The 19641-nt window shown below is 63.5% G+C and carries 23 protein-coding genes; 12 read left to right on the top strand and 11 right to left on the bottom strand.

The annotated features are described in order from the left end of the window. Positions 1-14 precede the first annotated feature (14 nt). From J4D28_RS20755 to trpB, 3 genes are all read right to left on the bottom strand, one after another. On the bottom strand, positions 15-482 hold the full coding sequence (locus J4D28_RS20755; protein WP_038583324.1) for an anti-virulence regulator CigR family protein: 468 nt from the start codon (positions 480-482) through the stop codon (positions 15-17). Positions 483-603: 121 nt separating this feature from the next. After that, positions 604-1416 (bottom strand): tryptophan synthase subunit alpha, encoded by an 813-nt coding sequence (trpA, locus tag J4D28_RS20750; protein WP_103330782.1) that lies wholly within the window; start codon positions 1414-1416, stop codon positions 604-606. After that, positions 1416-2651, bottom strand: a complete 1236-nt coding sequence (trpB, locus tag J4D28_RS20745; RefSeq protein WP_009046242.1) for a tryptophan synthase subunit beta — start codon at positions 2649-2651, stop codon at positions 1416-1418. The genes trpA and trpB overlap by 1 nt, the downstream gene beginning before the upstream one ends. Before the next feature lie 129 nt (positions 2652-2780). Here trpB and J4D28_RS20740 point away from each other — a divergent pair, with 129 nt between their 5' ends. Further along, complete coding sequence (locus J4D28_RS20740) at positions 2781-3674, top strand: LysR family transcriptional regulator (RefSeq protein ID WP_038635658.1); 894 nt, start codon at positions 2781-2783, stop codon at positions 3672-3674. Here the strand turns inward: J4D28_RS20740 and J4D28_RS20735 are convergent. After that, a complete protein-coding gene (locus tag J4D28_RS20735) occupies positions 3671-3997 on the bottom strand; it encodes a YqjD family protein (RefSeq protein WP_007926179.1) in 327 nt (108 codons plus the stop codon). The genes J4D28_RS20740 and J4D28_RS20735 overlap by 4 nt on opposite strands. A gap of 158 nt (positions 3998-4155) precedes the next feature. Between J4D28_RS20735 and J4D28_RS20730 the strand changes: the two genes are divergently transcribed. Further along, on the top strand, positions 4156-4371 hold the full coding sequence (locus J4D28_RS20730) for a dodecin (protein WP_009046244.1): 216 nt from the start codon (positions 4156-4158) through the stop codon (positions 4369-4371). 130 nt (positions 4372-4501) lie between these two features. Then, positions 4502-4726 carry a DUF1161 domain-containing protein gene (locus tag J4D28_RS20725; protein ID WP_009046245.1) on the top strand — a complete coding sequence of 75 codons (225 nt, stop codon included), beginning with the start codon at positions 4502-4504 and terminating at the stop codon, positions 4724-4726. Positions 4727-4885: 159 nt separating this feature from the next. On the opposite strand, the gene J4D28_RS20720 is transcribed toward J4D28_RS20725, so the two are convergent. Beyond that, a complete protein-coding gene (locus tag J4D28_RS20720) occupies positions 4886-5887 on the bottom strand; it encodes an LLM class flavin-dependent oxidoreductase (protein WP_103330781.1) in 1002 nt (333 codons plus the stop codon). A 242-nt stretch (positions 5888-6129) separates the two neighbouring features. Here J4D28_RS20720 and J4D28_RS20715 point away from each other — a divergent pair, with 242 nt between their 5' ends. Further along, on the top strand, positions 6130-6561 hold the full coding sequence (locus tag J4D28_RS20715; protein ID WP_009046246.1) for an OsmC family protein: 432 nt from the start codon (positions 6130-6132) through the stop codon (positions 6559-6561). Positions 6562-6806: 245 nt separating this feature from the next. After that, a complete protein-coding gene (locus tag J4D28_RS20710) occupies positions 6807-7046 on the top strand; it encodes a DUF1161 domain-containing protein (RefSeq protein WP_009046247.1) in 240 nt (79 codons plus the stop codon). Positions 7047-7050: 4 nt separating this feature from the next. Here the strand turns inward: J4D28_RS20710 and J4D28_RS20705 are convergent, their stop codons facing one another. After that, positions 7051-7470 carry a hypothetical protein gene (locus J4D28_RS20705; protein WP_009046248.1) on the bottom strand — a complete coding sequence of 140 codons (420 nt, stop codon included), beginning with the start codon at positions 7468-7470 and terminating at the stop codon, positions 7051-7053. A 42-nt stretch (positions 7471-7512) separates the two neighbouring features. Continuing rightward, on the bottom strand, positions 7513-7926 hold the full coding sequence (locus J4D28_RS20700) for a hypothetical protein (RefSeq protein ID WP_009046249.1): 414 nt from the start codon (positions 7924-7926) through the stop codon (positions 7513-7515). Positions 7927-7985: 59 nt separating this feature from the next. Between J4D28_RS20700 and J4D28_RS20695 the strand changes: the two genes are divergently transcribed. Beyond that, entirely contained in the window at positions 7986-9065 is a 1080-nt protein-coding gene (locus J4D28_RS20695) for an aminopeptidase (protein ID WP_009046250.1), read from the top strand. Between the two features lie 88 nt (positions 9066-9153). Here J4D28_RS20695 and J4D28_RS20690 read toward each other — a convergent pair whose 3' ends face one another. The 3 genes from J4D28_RS20690 to J4D28_RS20680 form a co-directional block, all read right to left on the bottom strand. Beyond that, positions 9154-9612, bottom strand: a complete 459-nt coding sequence (locus J4D28_RS20690; RefSeq protein WP_009046251.1) for an REP-associated tyrosine transposase — start codon at positions 9610-9612, stop codon at positions 9154-9156. A 161-nt stretch (positions 9613-9773) separates the two neighbouring features. After that, the gene (locus J4D28_RS20685; RefSeq protein WP_009041505.1) at positions 9774-10424 is read right to left on the bottom strand and encodes an HAD family hydrolase; all 651 of its coding nucleotides are present in this window, start codon (positions 10422-10424) and stop codon (positions 9774-9776) included. A 28-nt stretch (positions 10425-10452) separates the two neighbouring features. Further along, complete coding sequence (locus tag J4D28_RS20680; protein WP_009046252.1) at positions 10453-10998, bottom strand: gamma carbonic anhydrase family protein; 546 nt, start codon at positions 10996-10998, stop codon at positions 10453-10455. Between the two features lie 102 nt (positions 10999-11100). On the opposite strand from J4D28_RS20680, the gene prlC reads away from it, so the two are divergent. Both prlC and J4D28_RS20670 read left to right on the top strand, forming a co-directional pair. Then, complete coding sequence (gene prlC / locus J4D28_RS20675; RefSeq protein WP_016703922.1) at positions 11101-13152, top strand: oligopeptidase A; 2052 nt, start codon at positions 11101-11103, stop codon at positions 13150-13152. Next, positions 13149-13436: a YheV family putative zinc ribbon protein gene (locus tag J4D28_RS20670; RefSeq protein ID WP_009046254.1), complete on the top strand. Its 288-nt coding sequence runs from the start codon at positions 13149-13151 to the stop codon at positions 13434-13436. The genes prlC and J4D28_RS20670 overlap by 4 nt, the downstream gene beginning before the upstream one ends. A 135-nt stretch (positions 13437-13571) precedes the next feature. On the opposite strand, the gene J4D28_RS20665 is transcribed toward J4D28_RS20670, so the two are convergent. Continuing rightward, the gene (locus tag J4D28_RS20665; RefSeq protein ID WP_009046255.1) at positions 13572-14228 is read right to left on the bottom strand and encodes a tyrosine-protein phosphatase; all 657 of its coding nucleotides are present in this window, start codon (positions 14226-14228) and stop codon (positions 13572-13574) included. Positions 14229-14533: 305 nt separating this feature from the next. On the opposite strand from J4D28_RS20665, the gene J4D28_RS20660 reads away from it, so the two are divergent. The 4 genes from J4D28_RS20660 to J4D28_RS20645 all read left to right on the top strand — a co-directional run bounded on the left by J4D28_RS20660 (position 14534) and on the right by J4D28_RS20645 (position 19630). Continuing rightward, positions 14534-15283 carry a gluconate 2-dehydrogenase subunit 3 family protein gene (locus tag J4D28_RS20660; RefSeq protein ID WP_009046256.1) on the top strand — a complete coding sequence of 250 codons (750 nt, stop codon included), beginning with the start codon at positions 14534-14536 and terminating at the stop codon, positions 15281-15283. Between the two features lie 2 nt (positions 15284-15285). Continuing rightward, entirely contained in the window at positions 15286-17070 is a 1785-nt protein-coding gene (locus J4D28_RS20655) for a GMC family oxidoreductase (protein WP_009046257.1), read from the top strand. 12 nt (positions 17071-17082) lie between these two features. Next, the gene (locus J4D28_RS20650; RefSeq protein WP_009046258.1) at positions 17083-18408 is read left to right on the top strand and encodes a cytochrome c; all 1326 of its coding nucleotides are present in this window, start codon (positions 17083-17085) and stop codon (positions 18406-18408) included. Positions 18409-18571: 163 nt separating this feature from the next. Next, a complete protein-coding gene (locus J4D28_RS20645) occupies positions 18572-19630 on the top strand; it encodes a PA0069 family radical SAM protein (protein ID WP_009046259.1) in 1059 nt (352 codons plus the stop codon). Positions 19631-19641: the final 11 nt, after the last annotated feature.

The following is a 19641-nucleotide window of genomic DNA, read 5'->3' as shown; positions in this document are numbered from 1 at the left end:
CTATCAATCCCCGATCAATACAGCACGCCGTCGAGAATCTCGTAGACGATCCCGCTGCCCACCGCGATCAGCACGATATCGGCGCCCATGCGCCGCCATTCATAACCCGGGTAGTACGGCAGGTGCGCCAGGGCACGGTTGTCCAGGCGTTCGCCGTAGTAGCCGCGGGGCAGCGGCTGGCCGCGTACCAGGTGGATGCCGTGGGGCGGTGGTGCGCCGCGTACGAAGTAGACGTGATTGTCGCGAATGGTTTCGCGCACCGGGCCGAAATCCCGGGGCGGGCCGCCACGCCGATCGGCCTGCGGGCCACGATGCTCATCGCCCCGATTGTCCGCGCGATTGTCTCCTCGATTGTCGTAGCGACCCTGTTGCGGGCCTCCGCGATCGTGGTCGTCACGTGGGTCCGCGACCGCGTGCAACAGCGGGCTGGCGCTGAGCATCAGCACGCCGAGACCGGCAATCAGGCGTTTGGGCATTTTCATCGGGTCTTCCTCAGAGCACGAACAACAAAAAGGGGTTCAGAACCTGGTCCTGAACCCCTTGGTCTTGCCGGTTTAGTCTGTGGATCCCGAGGCTAATTCCTCTGTATCAGGAACTTTACCCTCAGCTGACACGGGCTTGACGCACCCCTTCGGCGAGGGAGGCGCACAGGCTCAGCACGCCGTCCACGGCCTGCTCGGAGCTGGCGGCATTGGCGATCTGGTCGATCAGCGCCGAACCCACCACCACACCGTCGGCCAGGCGGGCGATGGCCGCGGCCTGCTTCGGGGTGCGGATGCCGAAGCCGATGCTGATCGGCAGGTCGGTGTGGCGACGCAGGCGGGTCACCGCCTCTTCCACATGCTCCAGGGTGGCGGAACCGGCACCGGTCACACCGGCCACTGAGACGTAGTAGACGAAGCCCGAGCTGCCGTTCAGCACCTTCGGCAGGCGCACGTCGTCGGTGGTCGGCGTGGTCAGGCGGATGAAGTCGATACCGGCGGCCTGGGACGGGTCGCACAGCTCGGCGTTGTGCTCGGGCGGCATGTCGACCACGATCAGGCCGTCGACGCCGGCCTCCTTGGCTTCAGCGATAAAGCGCGGCACGCCGTAGTGGTGGATCGGGTTGAAGTACCCCATCAGTACCAGCGGTGTGTCGTTGTTGCCGGCGCGGAATTCGCGAACCATTTGCAGGGTTTTCGCCAGGTTCTGCTTGGCCGTCAGGGCGCGGATGTTGGCCAGCTGGATCGCCGGGCCGTCGGCCATCGGGTCGGTGAAGGGCATGCCCAGCTCGATCACGTCGGCGCCGGCTGCCGGCAAGCCTTTGAGGATCGCCAGGGAAGCGTCATAGCCCGGGTCGCCGGCGGTGACGAAGGTCACCAGGGCGGCGCGGTTCTGTTGCTTAAGCTCGGCAAAGCGCGTTTGCAGGCGGCTCATCAGTGTTTCTCCTGCTGGGAGTGCTCTTGTTGAGAGTGTTCCATGTGGTGCATCACGGTTTGCATGTCTTTGTCGCCGCGGCCCGAGAGGTTGACCACCATCAGGTGATCCTTGGGCAGGTTCGGCGCGCGCTTGAACACTTCGGCCAGGGCGTGGGCGCTTTCCAGGGCCGGGATGATGCCTTCCAGTCGGCAGCACTGGTGGAACGCGGCCAGGGCTTCGTCGTCGGTCACCGAGGTGTATTCGACGCGGCCGATATCGTGCAACCAGGCGTGTTCAGGGCCGATGCCCGGGTAGTCGAGGCCGGCGGAAATCGAGTGGGCATCGATGATCTGGCCATCCTCGTCCTGCAACAGGAAGGTGCGGTTGCCGTGCAGCACGCCTGGCAGGCCGCCGTTCAGGCTGGCCGCGTGCTTGCCGGTCTCGATGCCGTAGCCGGCGGCTTCGACGCCGATGATCTGCACGCTCTTGTCATCGAGGAACGGATGGAACAGGCCCATGGCGTTGGAACCGCCGCCGATGCACGCCACCAGGCTGTCCGGCAGGCGGCCTTCCTGGGCTTGCAGCTGTTCGCGGGTTTCCTTGCCGATCACCGCCTGGAAGTCGCGGACCATGGCGGGATAAGGGTGCGGACCGGCCACGGTGCCGATCAGGTAGAAGGTGCTGTCGACGTTGGTCACCCAGTCACGCAGGGCTTCGTTCATCGCGTCCTTCAGGGTGCCGGTGCCGGCGACCACCGGGATCACTTCGGCGCCCAGCAGCTTCATGCGGAACACGTTGGCCTGCTGGCGCTCGATGTCGGTGGTGCCCATGTAGATCACGCAGTCCAGGCCGAAACGCGCCGCCACGGTGGCAGTGGCCACGCCGTGCATGCCGGCGCCGGTCTCGGCGATGATGCGTTTCTTGCCCATGCGCCGCGCCAGGAGGATCTGGCCGATGCAGTTGTTGATCTTGTGCGCGCCGGTGTGGTTCAGCTCTTCGCGCTTGAGGTAGATCTTGGCGCCGCCGCAGTGCTCGGTCAGGCGTTCGGCGAAATACAGCGGGCTTGGACGGCCGACGTAGTCGCGCTGGAAGTAGGCCAGTTCCTTGAGGAACTCCGGATCTTCCTTGGCCGCTTCGTATTCGCGGGCCAGGTCGAGGATCAGCGGCATCAGGGTTTCGGCGACGTAACGGCCGCCGAACGCGCCGAACAGGCCGTTGGCATCAGGACCGTTGCGCAGGTTGGTCTGGGTCATTGGGGCGCTCCCGGTGATTCGTCAAAAGGGTGAATGCGTGGACAGGCAATGGCGTTCACTCTACCCCTGACGCCCCAGGCTGAAAACCGATAAGATCGCCACAACCTGTCAGGAAAACTCACATATCCCATGAGCCACGACCTGCCCCCGCTGAACGCCCTCCGGGCCTTCGAAGCCACCGCCCGCCTGAACAGCGTCAGTCAGGCGGCCGAGCAGCTGCACGTCACCCATGGCGCGGTCAGCCGCCAGTTGAAGGTGCTTGAAGAACATCTCGGGGTGAGCCTGTTCGTCAAGGAAGGGCGCGGCCTGAAACTCACAGATGCCGGGGTGCGCCTGCGCGATGCCAGCAGCGATGCCTTCGAGCGCCTGCGCACGGTCTGCGCCGAGCTGAGCCAGAGCACCGCCGATGCGCCCTTCGTGCTCGGTTGTTCCGGCAGCCTGCTGGCGCGCTGGTTCATCCCGCGCCTGGGGCGGTTGAATGCCGACCTGCCGGACCTGCGCCTGCACCTGTCGGCCGGCGAAGGCGATCTCGACCCGCGCCGGCCGGGGCTGGATGCCTTGCTGGTATTCGCCGAGCCGCCGTGGCCGGCGGACATGCAGGTCTTTGAACTGGCCAGCGAGCGCATCGGCCCGGTGCTCAGCCCGCGCTACAGCCGTTACGAGCAACTGCGCGAGGCGCCGGCCAGTGCGCTGCTCAACGAGACATTGCTACAGACCAGCTCGCGCCCGCAGGCCTGGCCCAGCTGGGCACGGCAGAACGGCATCGACGCCGGGGCGTTGAAGTTCGGGCAGGGTTTCGAGCATTTGTATTATTTGCTGGAGGCCGCGGTGGCCGGGCTGGGCGTGGCGATCGCGCCGCAGCCGCTGGTGGCCGAGGACCTGCGTGCCGGGCGCCTGGTTGCCCCGTGGGGTTTCTGTGAAACCCCGGGGCAACTGGCGTTGTGGCTACCCAAGCGCGCCGCGGACGGACGCGCCCGGCAGCTGGCGCAGTGGCTCAGTAATGAGCTGCGCCAGACTCCTTAATTGCCGCGTTTGCACAGCAGGTAAGCGGCCAGCAGGCCCAGCGCGCCCACGGCGACGCCGGCGGTGGTCCAGGGGTGTTGCTGGGCGTAGTCGCGGGTGGCGATCCCGGTTTCACGGGTTTTCACTTTGACTTCTTCATAGGCATCGCTGAGCAGGCTGCGCGAATGTCTCAGCGCGCTCTCGGCGTTGCTTTTCAGTGCCTTGAGGGTTTTGCGCGACTCGTCCGAAGCATCGTCCTTGAGGCTTTCCAGGGACTTGAGCAGACTTTCGATCTCGGCTTCCATGCTTTCCAATGAGGCTTTGCGTAGCGAAGTGTTGGCCATGGTGGCTCTCCTGCATTGTTGATTGAGGGGTCTGTAGGGTCCGACTGCGCGGCCTGGCGAAAGTGCATTAAATCTGCATGACGATGGGCCCGGGGCTTATTCCAGTGTTGCTGGTAATCGCTGCTAGGCTTTGATCTACCTCATAAGGAGAGAGCGCCATGTCTGATCATCACACCTACAAGAAAGTCGAACTGGTCGGTTCGTCCCCTAGCAGCATCGAAGACGCCATCAACAATGCGCTGGCCGAAGCCAGCAAAAGCATCAAGCACCTGGAGTGGTTCGAGGTCACGGAAACCCGCGGGCACATCCTTGATGGCAAGGCCGCGCATTTCCAGGTCACGCTCAAGGTCGGTTTCCGCATTGCCAACAGCTGAACCTGGACTAGGCTGTTGAACTTGGGCGCTGGCCGATTGCCATAGGGAATGGCAAAGCGCTATATCTGCCTCGATGCCGAGCAGGCCGGGGCTTGACGCTTATTTTTGATTCGACCAGGGAATGTGACCGATGAAAAAACTGGTAATGGCTTTAGCGTTGTTGAGTGTCGCGGGAACAGCCCTTGCTGCCGGCAAATCATGCGAAGAGCTGAAAAGCGAAATCGCCGCGAAGATCGATGCCAAAGGCGTGTCGGGTTATTCGCTGGAAATTGTCGACAAAGGCAGCGCGACTGACGGCAAAGTGGTCGGTACCTGCGAAGGCGGTACCAAGGAAATCGTCTACAAGCGCGGCTGAGCCCTCGTAGAAATGAACAAAGCCGACGCAATGCGTCGGCTTTTTTGTGCCCGGTTATTACTCAGGCCAGGCGCCCCTGTAGCCGCTGCCGCAGGCTGCGATCGCGGCCGAAGGGCGCGCAAGGCCTCAGGATCACAGAATCCTTTGGCCCGATTGCACTCAACCTTTCATGACCTGCGCCAGCAATTCGTAGGAATGCAGGCGGTCGGCGTGTTCGTACAGGTCGCAGGTGAAGATCAGCTCATCGGCGCCGGTCTGTTCGATCAGCACTTCGAGCTTGGCGCGGATCTTCGCCGGGCTGCCGATCATGGCCAGGCCGAGGAAGCTGCCCACGGCTTCTTTTTCATGGGGCAGCCACAGGCCGTCCATGCTCTTCACCGGTTTGCGCTGCACCAGGCTCTGGCCGCGCATCAGCGCGAGGATCCGCTGGTACACCGAGGTCGCCAGATAGTCGGCCTGTTCGTCGGTATCGGCCGCCACCAGCGGCACGCCGAGCATCACATAAGGCTTGTCGAGCACGGCCGAGGGCTTGAAGTGATTGCGGTACACGCGAATCGCCTCGTGCATGTAGCGCGGCGCGAAATGCGAGGCGAAGGCGTAAGGCAAGCCGCGCTCACCGGCCAGTTGCGCACTGAACAGGCTGGAACCCAGCAGCCACACCGGCACCTGGGTACCGGTCCCTGGTACCGCGATCACCCGCTGTTCCGGGGTGCGTGGACCGAGGTAGGTCATCAGTTCGGCTACGTCTTCAGGGAAGTCGTCGGCGCTGCCGGAACGTTCGCGGCGCAGGGCGCGGGCGGTCATCTGGTCCGACCCCGGCGCGCGTCCCAGGCCCAGGTCGATGCGCCCCGGGTACAGGCTTTCCAGGGTGCCGAACTGCTCGGCGATTACCAGCGGCGCATGGTTGGGCAGCATCACGCCACCGGAACCGACGCGAATGCTCGAGGTGCCGCCGGCCAGATAACCCAGCAGCACCGAGGTCGCGGAGCTGGCGATACCGTCCATGTTGTGGTGCTCGGCGACCCAGAAGCGGGTGTAGCCGAACTTCTCTACATGGCGGGCCAGGTCCAGGGAATTACGCAGCGATTGCGCCGGGCTGCCGTCCTCGCGCACGGGGACCAGGTCGAGGGTGGAAAACTTAACGTCGGACAGTGGTTTCATAAGCCTGCTTCTCCAATGGTGTGCAGGCCTTTGTCATGAGCCAAAACCTGCCGAATGCTGAAAGCCTGTTTCATGCAATGTGGGCATATACCCGAGTTTCAATAGCCAAGCTGAATTTGCTGTCCGGATAAACGGCGGATTCAGACAGGATGAACTTCGCCAGGCCTTCTATCCTCTAGAACCCTGAGTAGCAGAAAACCACAAGGGCGCGGTCTTTCGCGCCCGTTCTCGAGGAGACAGACATGAGCATCACCAAGAAAGCATCGGCTCACTGGGAAGGCGACCTGAAAACCGGCATTGGCTCGATTTCCACTGAAACCGGGGTACTGCGCGATGCACCTTACGGCTTCAAGGCGCGTTTCGAAGGCGGCAAGGGCACCAACCCGGAAGAACTGATCGGCGCCGCGCACGCGGGGTGTTTTTCCATGGCCTTCTCGATGATTCTCGGCGAGGCCGGGCTCAAGGCCGACAGTATCGACACCAACGCCGAAGTGACCCTGGACCAGGTCGATGGCGGTTTTGCGATCACCGCGGTGCACCTGATCCTCAAGGCGAAGATTCCCGGCGCCAGCCAGCAGCAGTTCGATGAACTGAGCAAGAAGGCCAAGGAAGGTTGCCCGGTGTCCAAGGTGCTGAACGCCAAGATCAGCCTGGATGCGACGCTGGTCAGCTGAGCCACGGTACAACCGTTACAACCGTTACAACCGTTACAACCGTTACATCGCATCGCGAGCCAGCGAACGAGGCCTTTTGCAGGAGCAACCGGCCGCCGTTCGCTGGCTCGCGATTGCGTTTTCTTCGCAACACTCCCGCGCCAGATATGCGCGGCGTCAGAACTCGCTTCATGAAAATGTGGTCGAATGCACGACTGCAGGCTCAGCCCATGACCGTGGGCGCTGCATCAAGGGGAGCTCCACTCATGAAACGTTTTGTCCTGGCAGTTGTTTGTAGCGCGCTGGCCACCTCGGCCCTGGCGGCTCCGAAGGATTGCGAAGAACTCAAGAAAGAGATTGAAATCAAGATCCAGGCTAACGCCGTGCCCTCCTACACCCTGGAGATTGTCAGCAAGGAGGAAGCCGAAAAGCATGACGTGGCCATGGTGGTCGGTACCTGCGAAAACGGCACCAAGGCGATCATCTATCAGCGAAACGACAGCTGATCGTTCAGATCACGCAGTTGACCATGTGGTCTTCGGCCAGCAGCTCACGCTTGGCGTTGTACAGCCGGGCACTGGGAGAGAAACCCAGCGAGCGGGCTTCCAGCAGGTAACGCTGGCCGGCTTCGAAATGGTCGTAGCGCACGCTCAGGTAGCACAGGCGCTCGGCCGGATCGTTCATCATGCCGAAGCGCCCGCTGAACACCTCGAAATCGAAACGCACCATCAACTCGTGACTGCCCGGGGTGACCTGGAAGTAGCGGCCGTCGGTCAGGCGCTGGTTGTCCAGGCGCTCGGCCATCAGCAGCTTGCCGCCCGGCGTCGGGGTGGCGAAATCGACCCAGGCCTGTTGCGGGTCCACCGCCGGCAGGGGGCTGGAGCAGGCAACGAGGCCGGTCAGGGCAAGCAGCAGCAAAGGTTGGCGCATGAGGTCGGGCCGTCCGGGGAAAGGCCTCAAGCATAGCGCCGATCAGGTGCGCTGGCAGCCCGCTGGTTGGCCGGTACCCACCAGATTACGCTGCTGGTCATAGAGCTTGGCCCAGGGCCGGAAGCCGATATTGCCGGTCTGCAACTGGTAGCGCTGGCCGGCGTTGAAGTCCTTGTACTTCACGTTCAGCTGGCAATCGCGCCACAGCGGTTCGCTGTCCGGGCCGATATTGGTGGGCTCCACGGCGAACTGGTAGCGCACCTTCAGCTCATGGTTGCCGGGCTGGACCTCGAAATATCGACGGTCCACCCAAGCCTTTTCGTCGACCTCCAGCGCCTGCAGCGCGCTGTCCTGGTGGGTGTCGAGGTCGATCCAGGCTTGCGTCGGATCGGGGGCGGGCAATCCGGCACAGCCGCTCAGGGTCAACAGTCCGGTGGTCAGCAGCAACACGCGCATAGCGAAACTCCAGGCAGGCGAGATAGTCTTGGGGGCAGACTCTCGAAGGATGATTCGATTTGATTAGGCCGCGTTCAAGCCATGGGTTACTTGATCATCTTTTGCGCTTTTTGTTTCCGGGCTTGCTGCTTTTGTTGCTCAACGGTTGTTCCAGCGTGGGTTACTACGGCCAGCTGGCCAGTGGCCAATGGCGTCTGTTGCAGGCCCGCACGCCGGTCGAGCAGGTCATCGCCGACCCGGCTCGCGACCCGTTATTGCGCGCCCATCTGGCCCAGTCGCAGAAGGCCCGGCGCTTCGCCAGCCAGCACCTGCACCTGCCGGACAACCAGAGCTACCGCCTCTACGCCGACATCGGCCGGCCTTACGTGGTGTGGAATGTATTCAGCACCCCCGAGTTTTCCCTGAGCCCCAAGACCCACTGTTTCCCGATTGCCGGCTGCGTGGCCTATCGCGGCTACTACAGCCAGGGCGCGGCCCGGGGCGAGGCGGCCTTGCAGAAACAGCAGGGCATGGATGTGGCCATCGGCGGGGTGGAGGCCTACTCGACCCTGGGCTGGTTCAACGACCCGATCCTCAGTTCGATGCTGCATTGGGGCGACGAGCGCCTGGCGACCCTGATCTTCCACGAGCTGGCCCATCAGCGCTTCTATGTGAAGGACGACACCGAGTTCAACGAGTCCTTCGCCACCTTCGTCGAGCAGGAAGGCACCCGGCAATGGCGCGCGGCCCGGGGCCTGGCGCCGGCCAGCGATGCCCTGGTCAAGCAGAAGGACCAGTTCATCCAGCTGATCCTCGATACCCGCCAGCGCCTGGAACGCCTGTATGCCCTGCCGCTGCCCGCCGAGCAGATGCGCCAGCGCAAGGCCGCCGAATTCGAACGGCTGCGCCGGGATTACCGCCAGCTGAAGGACAGCCAATGGCACGGCGACTCGCGCTACGACTTCTGGATCAACACCCCGCTGAACAATGCCAGGCTGTTGCCTTTTGGCCTGTACGACCAGTGGGTGCCGGCGTTTGCCGCCTTGTTCAAGCAGGTGAACGGCGATTGGCGGGCGTTTTACCAGGCGGTGGAGAAGCTCGGCGCGCTGCCGGCTGAAAAGCGCAAGGCGGCGCTGCAAACATTGATGGATGGTGCCTGAAAGGACGCTATCGCGGGCAAGCCTCGCTCCTACAAAGGGCGTACGTGCTTCTGTAGGAGCGAGGCTTGCCCGCGATGAGGCCGGATCGTCAAACCCATATCGCATCCCAAAGCGAATAATCCCCCACCCGCTTCACCAACCCCGCGCGTAACGGGTTGGCCACGATATACCGTGCGACAGCCTGTAAATCCTCTTCCTTGCGAATGCCTCGATCATGGTACCCACGTTGCCAGACCGCCCCTTTGCGCCGCCGCTGGCGATTCAACGATACGCAAATGCGCGAGCGAGTCCTGCCCATCAACACTGGCAACGTGGAGCCATGCAGTTCGACCAACCAGTGAAAATGATCGGGCATGACGACAAAGGCCAGCGAGTGGGCGAGTTGCTCCTGCTCGGCCTGTTTGAACGCAGCCACTGCCAAGCGGCCCGAGTGGAAATCACTGAATAGCGGTTCCCGGTTTTGGGTGACGGAGGTGAGAACGTAGATTTGACCGGGCTGCGAGTAACGCCCAGTACGCAGGCGATGGGCGTGGGGTTTGCTGGGCATGGGAGATCCTCCTTGATCGTGTTTTTCAGGCTAGATCGAAGAAGGGCGGAACGGTGTATGTCTGTTGTGCGGGATGTGTCTGGGGGGGACGCTATCGCGGGCAATCGAGCGTCGACCGGCCTCTCCTACAGAAGCACGCAAGCCCTGCGATAGCTATCGGCTCAGCGTTGCAAGAACGCCTGATGCAGTTCATCCAGGGTCTGGAAGTGATAGGCCGGTGCCTCGGCGCTCAGTTCTTCGTGGCTGCCGAAGCCGTAACCCACCGCCGCCGCATCCAGTCCGTTGCGGCGGGCGCCGATCAGGTCGTGCTTGCGGTCGCCGATCATCAGGGTATCGCTCGGGTCCAGGCCTTCCTCGCTGACCAGGTGGCGAATCAGCTCGACCTTGTCGGTGCGGGTGCCGTCCAGTTCGCTGCCGTAGATCACCTTGAAGTGCCGGGCGAAATCGAAGTGCCGGGCGATTTCACGGGCGAACACCCACGGCTTGGACGTCGCGATGTACAGCTGGCGGCCCTGCCCGCCGAGGGTTTCCAGCAGGGGCGTGACGCCGTCGAACACGCGGTTCTCATACAGGCCGGTGACCTTGAAACGCTCGCGGTAGAAATTCACCGCCTCCCAGGCCCTGGCTTCGTCGAAACCGTAGAACTGCATGAACGCCTGCAACAGCGGCGGGCCGATGAAGTGTTCCAGCTTGCTCAGGTCGGGTTCGTCGATGCCCAGCTTGCCGAGGGCGAACTGGATCGAGCGGGTAATGCCTTCGCGCGGGTCGGTCAGGGTGCCATCGAGGTCGAACAGAACGGTTTGGTAATGCATGGGGATTCCTGGGCAGTGGGTCGGGGGCTCAAGCCTGGTCGTAGCCTTCGGCCAGGTGCAGGTCCTTGAGCTTCACGTAGTTGGCGGCGCTATAGGTGAAGAACGCGCGCTCCTTGTCGGTCAGCGGGCGAACCTGTTTCACCGGGCTGCCGACATAGAGGAAGCCGCTTTCCAGGCGTTTGCCCGGCGGCACCAGGCTGCCGGCGCCGACGATCACGTCGTCGTCCACCACGGCGCCGTCCATGACGATGCTGCCCATGCCGATCAGCACCCGGCTGCCGACGCTGCAACCGTGCAGCATCACTTTGTGGGCGATGGTCACGTCGTCGCCGATCAGCAGCGGGAAACCATCCGGGTTGAAGGGGCCGGCGTGGGTGATGTGCAGCACGCTGCCGTCCTGCACGCTGGTGCGGGCGCCGATGCGGATGCGGTGCATGTCGCCGCGGATCACCGTGAGTGGCCAGACCGAGCTGTCGGCACCGATTTCGACGTCGCCGATCACCACCGCCGAGCTGTCGACGAAGGCCCGCGGGCCAAGGATGGGCGTGTGGTTCTGATAGCTGCGAATGGCCAAGTTGGATACCTGTTCTGACATTTATTAATGGGGGCGATAGCTGCGGTGTGCGTCGATTGTAATTAAGATGGGGCCACGTTTCTTCCAGCCAAGGTGCCAACCGTGAGTGTGAACAACCCTCTTCTGCAGCCCTACGACCTGCCGCCGTTTTCGGCGATCCGCGCCGAGCACGTACAGCCGGCCATCAAACAGATCCTGGCTGACAACCGCGCCGCCATCGCTGAAATCCTCAAGAACCAGGGCGCGCAACCGACCTGGGCCGGCCTGGTGCTGGCCATGGACGAACTCAACGACCGCCTGGGCGCGGCCTGGAGCCCGGTCAGCCACCTCAATGCCGTGTGCAACAGCGCCGAACTGCGCGAAGCCTATGAGTCCTGCCTGCCGGACTTGAGCGCCTACGCCACCGAGCTGGGGCAGAACCGTGAGCTGTTCCAGGCCTTCGAAGCCCTTGCGAGCAGCCCGGAAGCCGCCGGTTTCGACGTGGCGCAAAAAACTATCCTGGAACACTCCCTGCGTGACTTCCGCCTGTCGGGTATCGACCTGCCGCCAGAGCAGCAGAAGCGCTACGCCGAAGTGCAGAGCAAGCTTTCCGAGCTGGGCAGCCGCTTCTCCAACCAGTTGCTCGATGCCACCCAGGCCTGGACCAAGCACGTCACTGACGAAGCGGCCCTGGCTGGCTTGACCGCGTCGGCCAAGGCGCAGATGGCTGCCGCGGCCCAGGCCAAGGATTTGCAAGGCTGGCTGATCACCCTGGAATTCCCCAGCTACTACGCAGTGATGACCTACGCCGAAGACCGCGCGCTGCGCGAAGAAGTTTACGCCGCCTACTGCACCCGCGCCTCGGACCAGGGCCCGAATGCCGGCCAGAATGACAACGGCCCGGTCATGGAAGAAATCCTCGACCTGCGCCAGGAACTGGCCCAACTGCTGGGCTACGCCAACTTCGCCGAGCTGAGCCTGGCCACCAAGATGGCCGAGTCCAGCGACCAGGTGCTGAGTTTCCTGAGGGACCTGGCCAAGCGCAGCAAGCCGTTCGCCGCCCAGGACCTGCAACAGCTCAAGGCCTACGCCGCCGAACAGGGCTGCCCGGACCTGCAAAGCTGGGACAGCGGTTTCTACGGCGAGAAGCTGCGCGAGCAGCGCTACAGCGTGGCCCAGGAAACCCTGCGCGCCTATTTCCCGATCGATAAGGTGCTGGGCGGCCTGTTCGCCATCGTCCAGCGCCTGTACGGCATCGAGATCGCCGAACTGAAAGGCTTCGACACCTGGCACCCGGACGTGCGCCTGTTCGAGATCAAGGAGAACGGCCAGCACGTGGGCCGCTTCTTCTTCGACCTGTATGCCCGCGCCAACAAGCGTGGCGGTGCCTGGATGGATGGCGCCCGTGATCGTCGCCGCACTTTCGACGGCGTGCTGCAAAGCCCGGTGGCCAACCTGGTGTGCAATTTCACCCCGGCCGACAGCGGCAAGCCTGCCCTGCTGACCCACGATGAAGTCACCACGCTGTTCCACGAATTCGGCCATGGCCTGCACCACCTGCTGACCCGCGTCGAACATGCCGGTGTTTCCGGCATCAACGGCGTGGCCTGGGATGCGGTGGAGCTGCCGAGCCAGTTCATGGAGAACTGGTGCTGGGAGCCGGAAGGCCTGGCGCTGATCTCCGGTCACTATGAAACCGGCGAGCCGCTGCCCCAGGACCTGCTGGAAAAGATGCTCGCGGCGAAGAACTTCCAGTCCGGCCTGATGATGGTGCGCCAGCTGGAGTTCTCGCTGTTCGACTTCGAACTGCATGCCACCCACGGCGATGGCCGTGCCGTGCTGCAAGTGCTCGAAGGCGTGCGCGACGAGGTCTCGGTGATGCGTCCGCCGGCCTACAACCGTTTCCCCAACAGCTTCGCGCACATCTTCGCCGGCGGTTACGCGGCGGGTTACTACAGCTACAAGTGGGCCGAAGTGCTGTCGGCCGATGCCTTCTCGAGGTTCGAGGAAGAAGGCGTGCTGAATGCCGAGACCGGTCGCGCGTTCCGCGAAGCGATCCTGGCCCGCGGCGGCTCCCAGGAGCCGATGGTGCTGTTCGTCGACTTCCGCGGACGCGCACCGTCGATTGACGCACTCTTGCGCCATAGCGGCCTGACCGAGGACGCAGCGGCATGAGCGAGGGGCCAGTGAAGACGAAAAAACGCTTTATCGCCGGGGCGGTCTGCCCGGCGTGCAGCGAGCAGGACAAGTTGATGATGTGGAGCGAAGACGACGTTCCCCATCGCGAGTGCGTGGCCTGCGGGTATTCCGACACCCTGAATGAACAGGGCCTGTCGGTGCCCAAGGAGCTGGGCACGCGGGTCAACACCACGGCCCTCAAGGTGCCGGATGCCAAGGTCCAGTCGGTGCAGTTTTTCCCCAACCCCAAGTTGAAGAAAAAGACCGACGAGCCCAAGTAACTGCCAATCCCCTGTAGGAGCGCAGCTTGCGCGCGATAGCGGTGTATCAGGTACACCGCGGTGCTTTGATCGCCAGCAAGCTTGGCTCCTACCGGGATGCGGTCGAAGCTCAATTCTGCAGCTTCACGCAGCCGGTCAATTCGCTGGCTTGCTGACGCTCACCGTCTCGAACCAGCTCTTCACCGAACAGGTGGCGAACACGCTGGTGCTGCAATCGCCATTGGCCAGGGCGGTGCGCAATTTGTCGACATCGGCCTGCATCATGTAGCGAATGCCGTCCTTGAAGTGGGAACTGTCACCAAACCCGCCTCCGGTCATTTCATTCAGCGCCTCCTCCTTGCTCCAACCCTGAACCACCACTCGATACATCGCCGACATCAGGCCGGTGCGGTCCGAGCCGTGCTTGCAGTGCATCAACACCGGGCCGTCGCTTTCGGCGCTCTGGATCGCGCGCAAGGCCGCCAGCACGTCGGCGTCATCCACGTGATTGGTCCGGTAAGGCAATTGCACCTGCTTGATTCCCGGGGCCTGCAGCCAGCTGGAATCGGACTCCGGCAGGAAGTTGATCACCGTGCCCACCTTGAGTTTTTCCAGCAAAGGCACGGCGCCGCCGTCCGGCAAGGCGCTGCGGTACAGCGTCGGCGACATCTGGTACAGGTTGTAGTGGGTTTCCACGGGCTGGGCCCACTGGGCCGGGCGGGTCGTGCCGGTTTCGGCGGCCTGCGCCTGGGGCCAGGCGAGCAGCGTCAGCAGGGACAGGCAGAGAGCGGGAAGGATACGAGAGTTGTGCATGCAGAAGGCCGTGACCGGAAATGGGGTGGAGAGAGCCTAGCTTCCATCCGGACCGGTCAACGCCCTGTGAGGCGCTCGTCAAAGAAACGTGAAGTCGCTGCGATAGAGGTTTTTTCTCGGCAATCGCGACTTTTTTGCAACGCAAACGATTTATTCGAATGCTTAGCCTGCTACCATTTGTAACCAAAATTTGCTGAACTGTGCTTTCCCCGGCCTCGGGATCGACCCGTTGCGCCGCCAGAACGACAAGCCACGCCATGACGCGGCTGCCCAACCCGTGAATGCCTAGTGTGAGGTGCACCCCCATGTCTGATCACGATCAAGACAACCCGCGGCGTGAGTTTCTGCGCAAATCCCTGACCTTGATCCCGGTGGTCACGGTCGCCAGTACCGGCCTGGGCAGCTCGATGCTGATGGCCGCGCCCGAAGCGCCCAAGCCGGTCGAGCCGGCCCGAGCCCCGGTCAGCACCAATGCTGACGCTTACCAGCCAAGCTATTTCACCGCCGAAGAATGGGCCTTTGTCCAGGCCGCGGTAGAGCGTCTGATCCCGGCCGACGAACAAGGCCCGGGTGCCCTGGAAGCCGGCGTGCCGGAATACATCGACCGGCAGATGAACACCCCCTACGCCGCGGGTGCCCTGTGGTACATGCAAGGCCCGTTCAACGCCGACGCCGCGCCGGAGATGGGCTGGCAGAGCAAGCTGGTACCCAAGGAGATCTACCGCCTGGGCATTGCCGCGACGGATGCTTGGTCGAAAGCCTTCAACGGTAAAACATTTGCCGCGCAAGACAGCGCTACCCGAGACGATTTGCTCAAGCAGCTCGAAGCGGGAAAACCCCAATTCGACAGCGTTCCGCCGAAGATTTTCTTCAACCTTCTGCTGCAAAACACCAAGGAAGGGTTCTTCTGCGACCCGATCCACGGCGGCAATAAAGGCATGGTCGGCTGGACGTTGATCGGCTTCCCCGGCGCGCGCGCCGATTTCATGGACTGGGTGGAACGCAACGAGCAATACCCTTTCCCGGCAGTGTCGATTCGCGGCGAGAGGGCTTGAGCATGGCAACGGTAATGAAGAAGGTCGACGCAGTGATCGTCGGGTTTGGCTGGACCGGCGCGATCATGGCCAAGGAGCTGACCGAGGCCGGGCTCAACGTGCTGGCGCTGGAGCGCGGGCCGATGCAGGACACCTACCCGGACGGCAACTACCCGCAGGTGATCGACGAACTCACCTACAGCGTGCGCAAGAAACTCTTCCAGGACATCTCCCGGGAAACGGTGACCATTCGCCACAGCGTCAACGACGTGGCCCTGCCGAACCGCCAGCTGGGCGCGTTCCTGCCGGGCAACGGCGTCGGCGGTGCCGGCCTGCACTGGTCCGGCGTGCATTTTCGCGCCGACCCGATCGAGCTGCGTATGCGCAGCCACTACGAAGAGCGCTACGGCAAGAACTTCATCCCCAAGGACATGACCATCCAGGACTTCGGCGTCACCTACGAAGAGCTGGAGCCGTTCTTCGATTACGCGGAAAAAGTCTTCGGTACCTCAGGTCAGGCCTGGACCGTGAAAGGCCAGCTGGTCGGTGAAGGCAAGGGCGGCAACCCTTACGCGCCGGACCGTTCGGACCATTTCCCGCTGGAGTCGCAGAAGAACACCTACTCCGCCCAGCTGTTCCAGAAAGCCGCCGGCGAAGTCGGCTACAAGCCCTACAACCTGCCGTCGGCCAACACCTCGGGGCCGTACACCAACCCCTATGGCGCGCAAATGGGGCCGTGCAACTTCTGCGGGTTCTGCAGCGGCTATGTCTGCTACATGTATTCAAAGGCTTCGCCGAACGTGAACATTCTGCCGGCCCTCAAGCCGCTGCCGAATTTCGAGCTGCGCCCCAACTCCCACGTGCTCAAGGTCAACCTCGACAGCACCAAGACCCGCGCGACCGGCGTTACCTACGTCGATGGCCAGGGCCGCGAGATCGAGCAGCCGGCGGACCTGGTGATCCTCGGCGCCTTCCAGTTCCATAACGTGCGTCTGATGCTGCTGTCCGGCATCGGCAAGCCGTACGACCCGATCACCGGCGAAGGCGTGGTGGGCAAGAACTTCGCCTACCAGAACATGGCCACCATCAAGGCCTACTTCGACAAGGACGTGCACACCAACAACTTCATCGGCGCCGGTGGCAATGGCGTGGCGGTGGACGATTTCAACGCCGACAACTTCGACCACGGCCCGCATGGCTTCGTCGGTGGCTCGCCGTTCTGGGTCAACCAGGCTGGCAGCCGGCCGATCGCCGGGACCTCCAACCCACCGGGCACCCCGGCCTGGGGCAGCGCCTGGAAGAAGGCCACCGCCGACTACTACACCCATCAGGTGTCGATGGACGCCCACGGCGCCCACCAGTCCTACCGCGGCAACTACCTCGACCTCGATCCGGTGTACCGCGACGCCTACGGCCTGCCGCTGCTGCGCATGACCTTCGACTGGCAGGAAAACGACATCAAGATGAACCGCTTCATGGTCGAGAAGATGGGCAAGATCGCCGAGGCGATGAACCCCAAGGCCATCGCGGTGCTGGGCAAGAAGGTCGGTGAGCACTTCAACACCGCGTCCTACCAGACCACCCATCTCAACGGGGGTGCGATCATGGGCACCGACCCGAAAACCAGTGCCTTGAACCGTTACCTGCAGAGCTGGGACGTGCACAACGTGTTCGTCCCGGGCGCTTCGGCCTTCCCCCAGGGCCTGGGCTACAACCCGACCGGCCTGGTGGCCGCGTTGACCTACTGGTCGGCCCGCGCGATCCGCGAGCAGTACCTGAAGAACCCCGGCCCGCTGGTCCAGGCATAAGGAGCGATGACCATGAAAACCCTCGTTATCGCGACCCTGGCCCTGCTCGGCAGCGCTTCCCTCAGCGCCGCCGAAACCGATCGGCAAGCCTTGATCAAGCAGGGCGAATACCTGGCCCGCGCCGGTGACTGCGTGGCCTGCCACACCGCCAAGGACGGCAAGCCGTTCGCCGGCGGCCTGCCGATGGAAACCCCGATCGGCATGATCTACTCCACCAACATCACCCCGGACAAGACCGGCATCGGCGAGTACAGCTTCGACGACTTCGACAAGGCCGTGCGCCATGGCGTGGCCAAGAGCGGCAGCAGCCTGTACCCGGCCATGCCCTACCCGTCCTATGCGCGGGTCAGCGACGCCGACATGCAGGCGCTGTATGCCTACTTCATGCAAGGCGTGGCGCCGGTGGTCCAGGAGAACCGCGACAGCGACATCCCCTGGCCGCTGAGCATGCGCTGGCCGTTGGCGGGCTGGCGCTGGATGTTCGCGCCGAGCGTGGCGGACCTGCAAGGCAACGGCCAGGCCAAGGCAGGCGAAGACCCGGTGGTCAGTCGCGGTGCCTACCTGGTGGAGGGCCTCGGCCACTGTGGCGCCTGCCACACGCCGCGCGCCCTGACCATGCAGGAGAAGGCCCTGAGCGCCAGCGAAGGCAGCCACTTCCTGGCCGGCAGCGCGCCGCTGGAAGGCTGGATCGCCAAGAGCCTGCGCGGCGACCACAAGGACGGCCTGGGCAGCTGGAGCGAAGAGCAGCTGGTGCAGTTCCTCAAGACCGGTCGTAGTGATCGTGGCGCGGTGTTCGGCGGCATGAGCGACGTGGTGGTGCACAGCATGCAGTACATGTCCGAAGAGGACCTGACGGCCATCGCCCGTTACCTCAAGTCGCTGCCGGCAGTGGATGCCAACGACCAGCCGCACCAGTACGACAAGGCGGTGGCCGAGGCGTTGTGGAAAGGTGACGACAGCAAGCCGGGGGCGTCGGTGTATGTCGACAACTGTGCGGCGTGCCACCGTACCGACGGCCATGGCTATACCCGGGTGTTCCCGGCGCTGGCGGGCAACCCGGTGCTGCAAAGCGCCGATGCCACGTCGCTGATCAATATCGTGCTCAAGGGCGGCACCTTGCCGGCGACTCATACCGCGCCATCGACCTTCACCATGCCGGCCTTCGCCTGGCGGCTGTCGGACCAGGAGGTGGCCGATGTGGTCAACTTCATCCGCACCAGCTGGGGCAACCAGGGTTCCGAGGTGAACGCCGCGGACGTGGCGGGGCTGCGCAAGGGCGACCTGCAAAGCACCTCGAATGACGATCTGGGGCAGGGGACCAAGCACAGCGGTGGCTAACCGGCCTTTTTCGCGAGCAAGCTCGCTCCTACAGGGATGCGTGTGTTCTCTGTAGGAGCGAGCTTGCTCGCGATCAGCGCCGAAGGCGCGCTCCGCCCGACGGCGCTTTGCAGAAATTCGAACCTCCGATACTGTATATGAATACAGTATCGGAGCGCCTCCCATGTTCAGCCCCCTGCCCCCACGCGGCCGTGGCACCGCGACCAATCCGCACAACCGTTTTGCGCCCCAGCGCTCGGTGGCCTTCGATGACGGCTGGTACCAGGAAGCCCCGCTGACCCAGGGCACCGAGGTGCGCCTCGAGACGGCGAAATCCATCATCACCCGCAACAGCTCGCCGGACCTGCCCTTCGACCGCTCCATCAACCCCTATCGCGGTTGCGAGCACGGCTGCATCTACTGTTATGCGCGGCCCAGTCATGCCTATTGGGACCTGTCGCCGGGGCTGGACTTCGAGACCAAGCTGATCGCCAAGACCAATGCCGCGGCAATGCTGGAACAGCAGCTGTCCAAGCCCGGCTACAAATGCGCGCCGATCAACCTGGGTTCCAACACCGACCCCTACCAGCCCATCGAGCGTGAGCACCAACTGACCCGCCGGACCCTGGAGGTGCTGCTGCGCTACCGGCACCCGGTGACCATCGTCACCAAGGGCTCGCTGATCCTGCGCGATCTCGATCTGTTGGTCGAACTGGCCGAGCAGCGGCTGGTGGCGGTGATGATCAGCCTGACCACCCTGGACGACGAGCTCAAGCGCATCCTCGAACCCCGGGCGGCGGCGCCCAAGGCGCGGTTGCGGGCGATCCGGGTAATGCGCGAGGCGGGAATTCCCGTGGGGGTGCTGTGTTCGCCGATGATTCCGATGATCAACGACAGCGAGCTGGAAAGCCTGCTCGCCGAGGCCCATGCCGCGGGCGCGCAAAGCGCGGCCTACATGATGCTGCGCCTGCCCCTGGAAGTGGCGCCGCTGTTCGAGGAATGGCTCAACGCCCACTACCCGCAGCGGGCGGCCCATGTCCTGAGCCTGATCCGCCAGTGTCGCGGCGGCGAGCTGTACGACAGCCGTTTTGGTGCACGGATGCGCGGCGAAGGCCCCTTCGCGGCCCTGCTGGCGCAGCGTTTCGCCAAGGCCAGCAAACGCCTGGGGCTCGATCGGCGCGAAGGCTACAACCTCGATTGCACGGCCTTCTGTCCGCCGGGTGGGCAGATGTCGTTGCTGTAGGGGTTATTGGC

The sequence above is a fragment of the Pseudomonas sp. GW531-T4 genome (assembly GCF_017349615.1).
GTDB classification, from domain to species: domain Bacteria; phylum Pseudomonadota; class Gammaproteobacteria; order Pseudomonadales; family Pseudomonadaceae; genus Aquipseudomonas; species Aquipseudomonas chlororaphis_I.
Note: the sequence above shows the minus strand (reverse complement) of the source record. Positions and strands in the feature narration are given on the sequence as shown.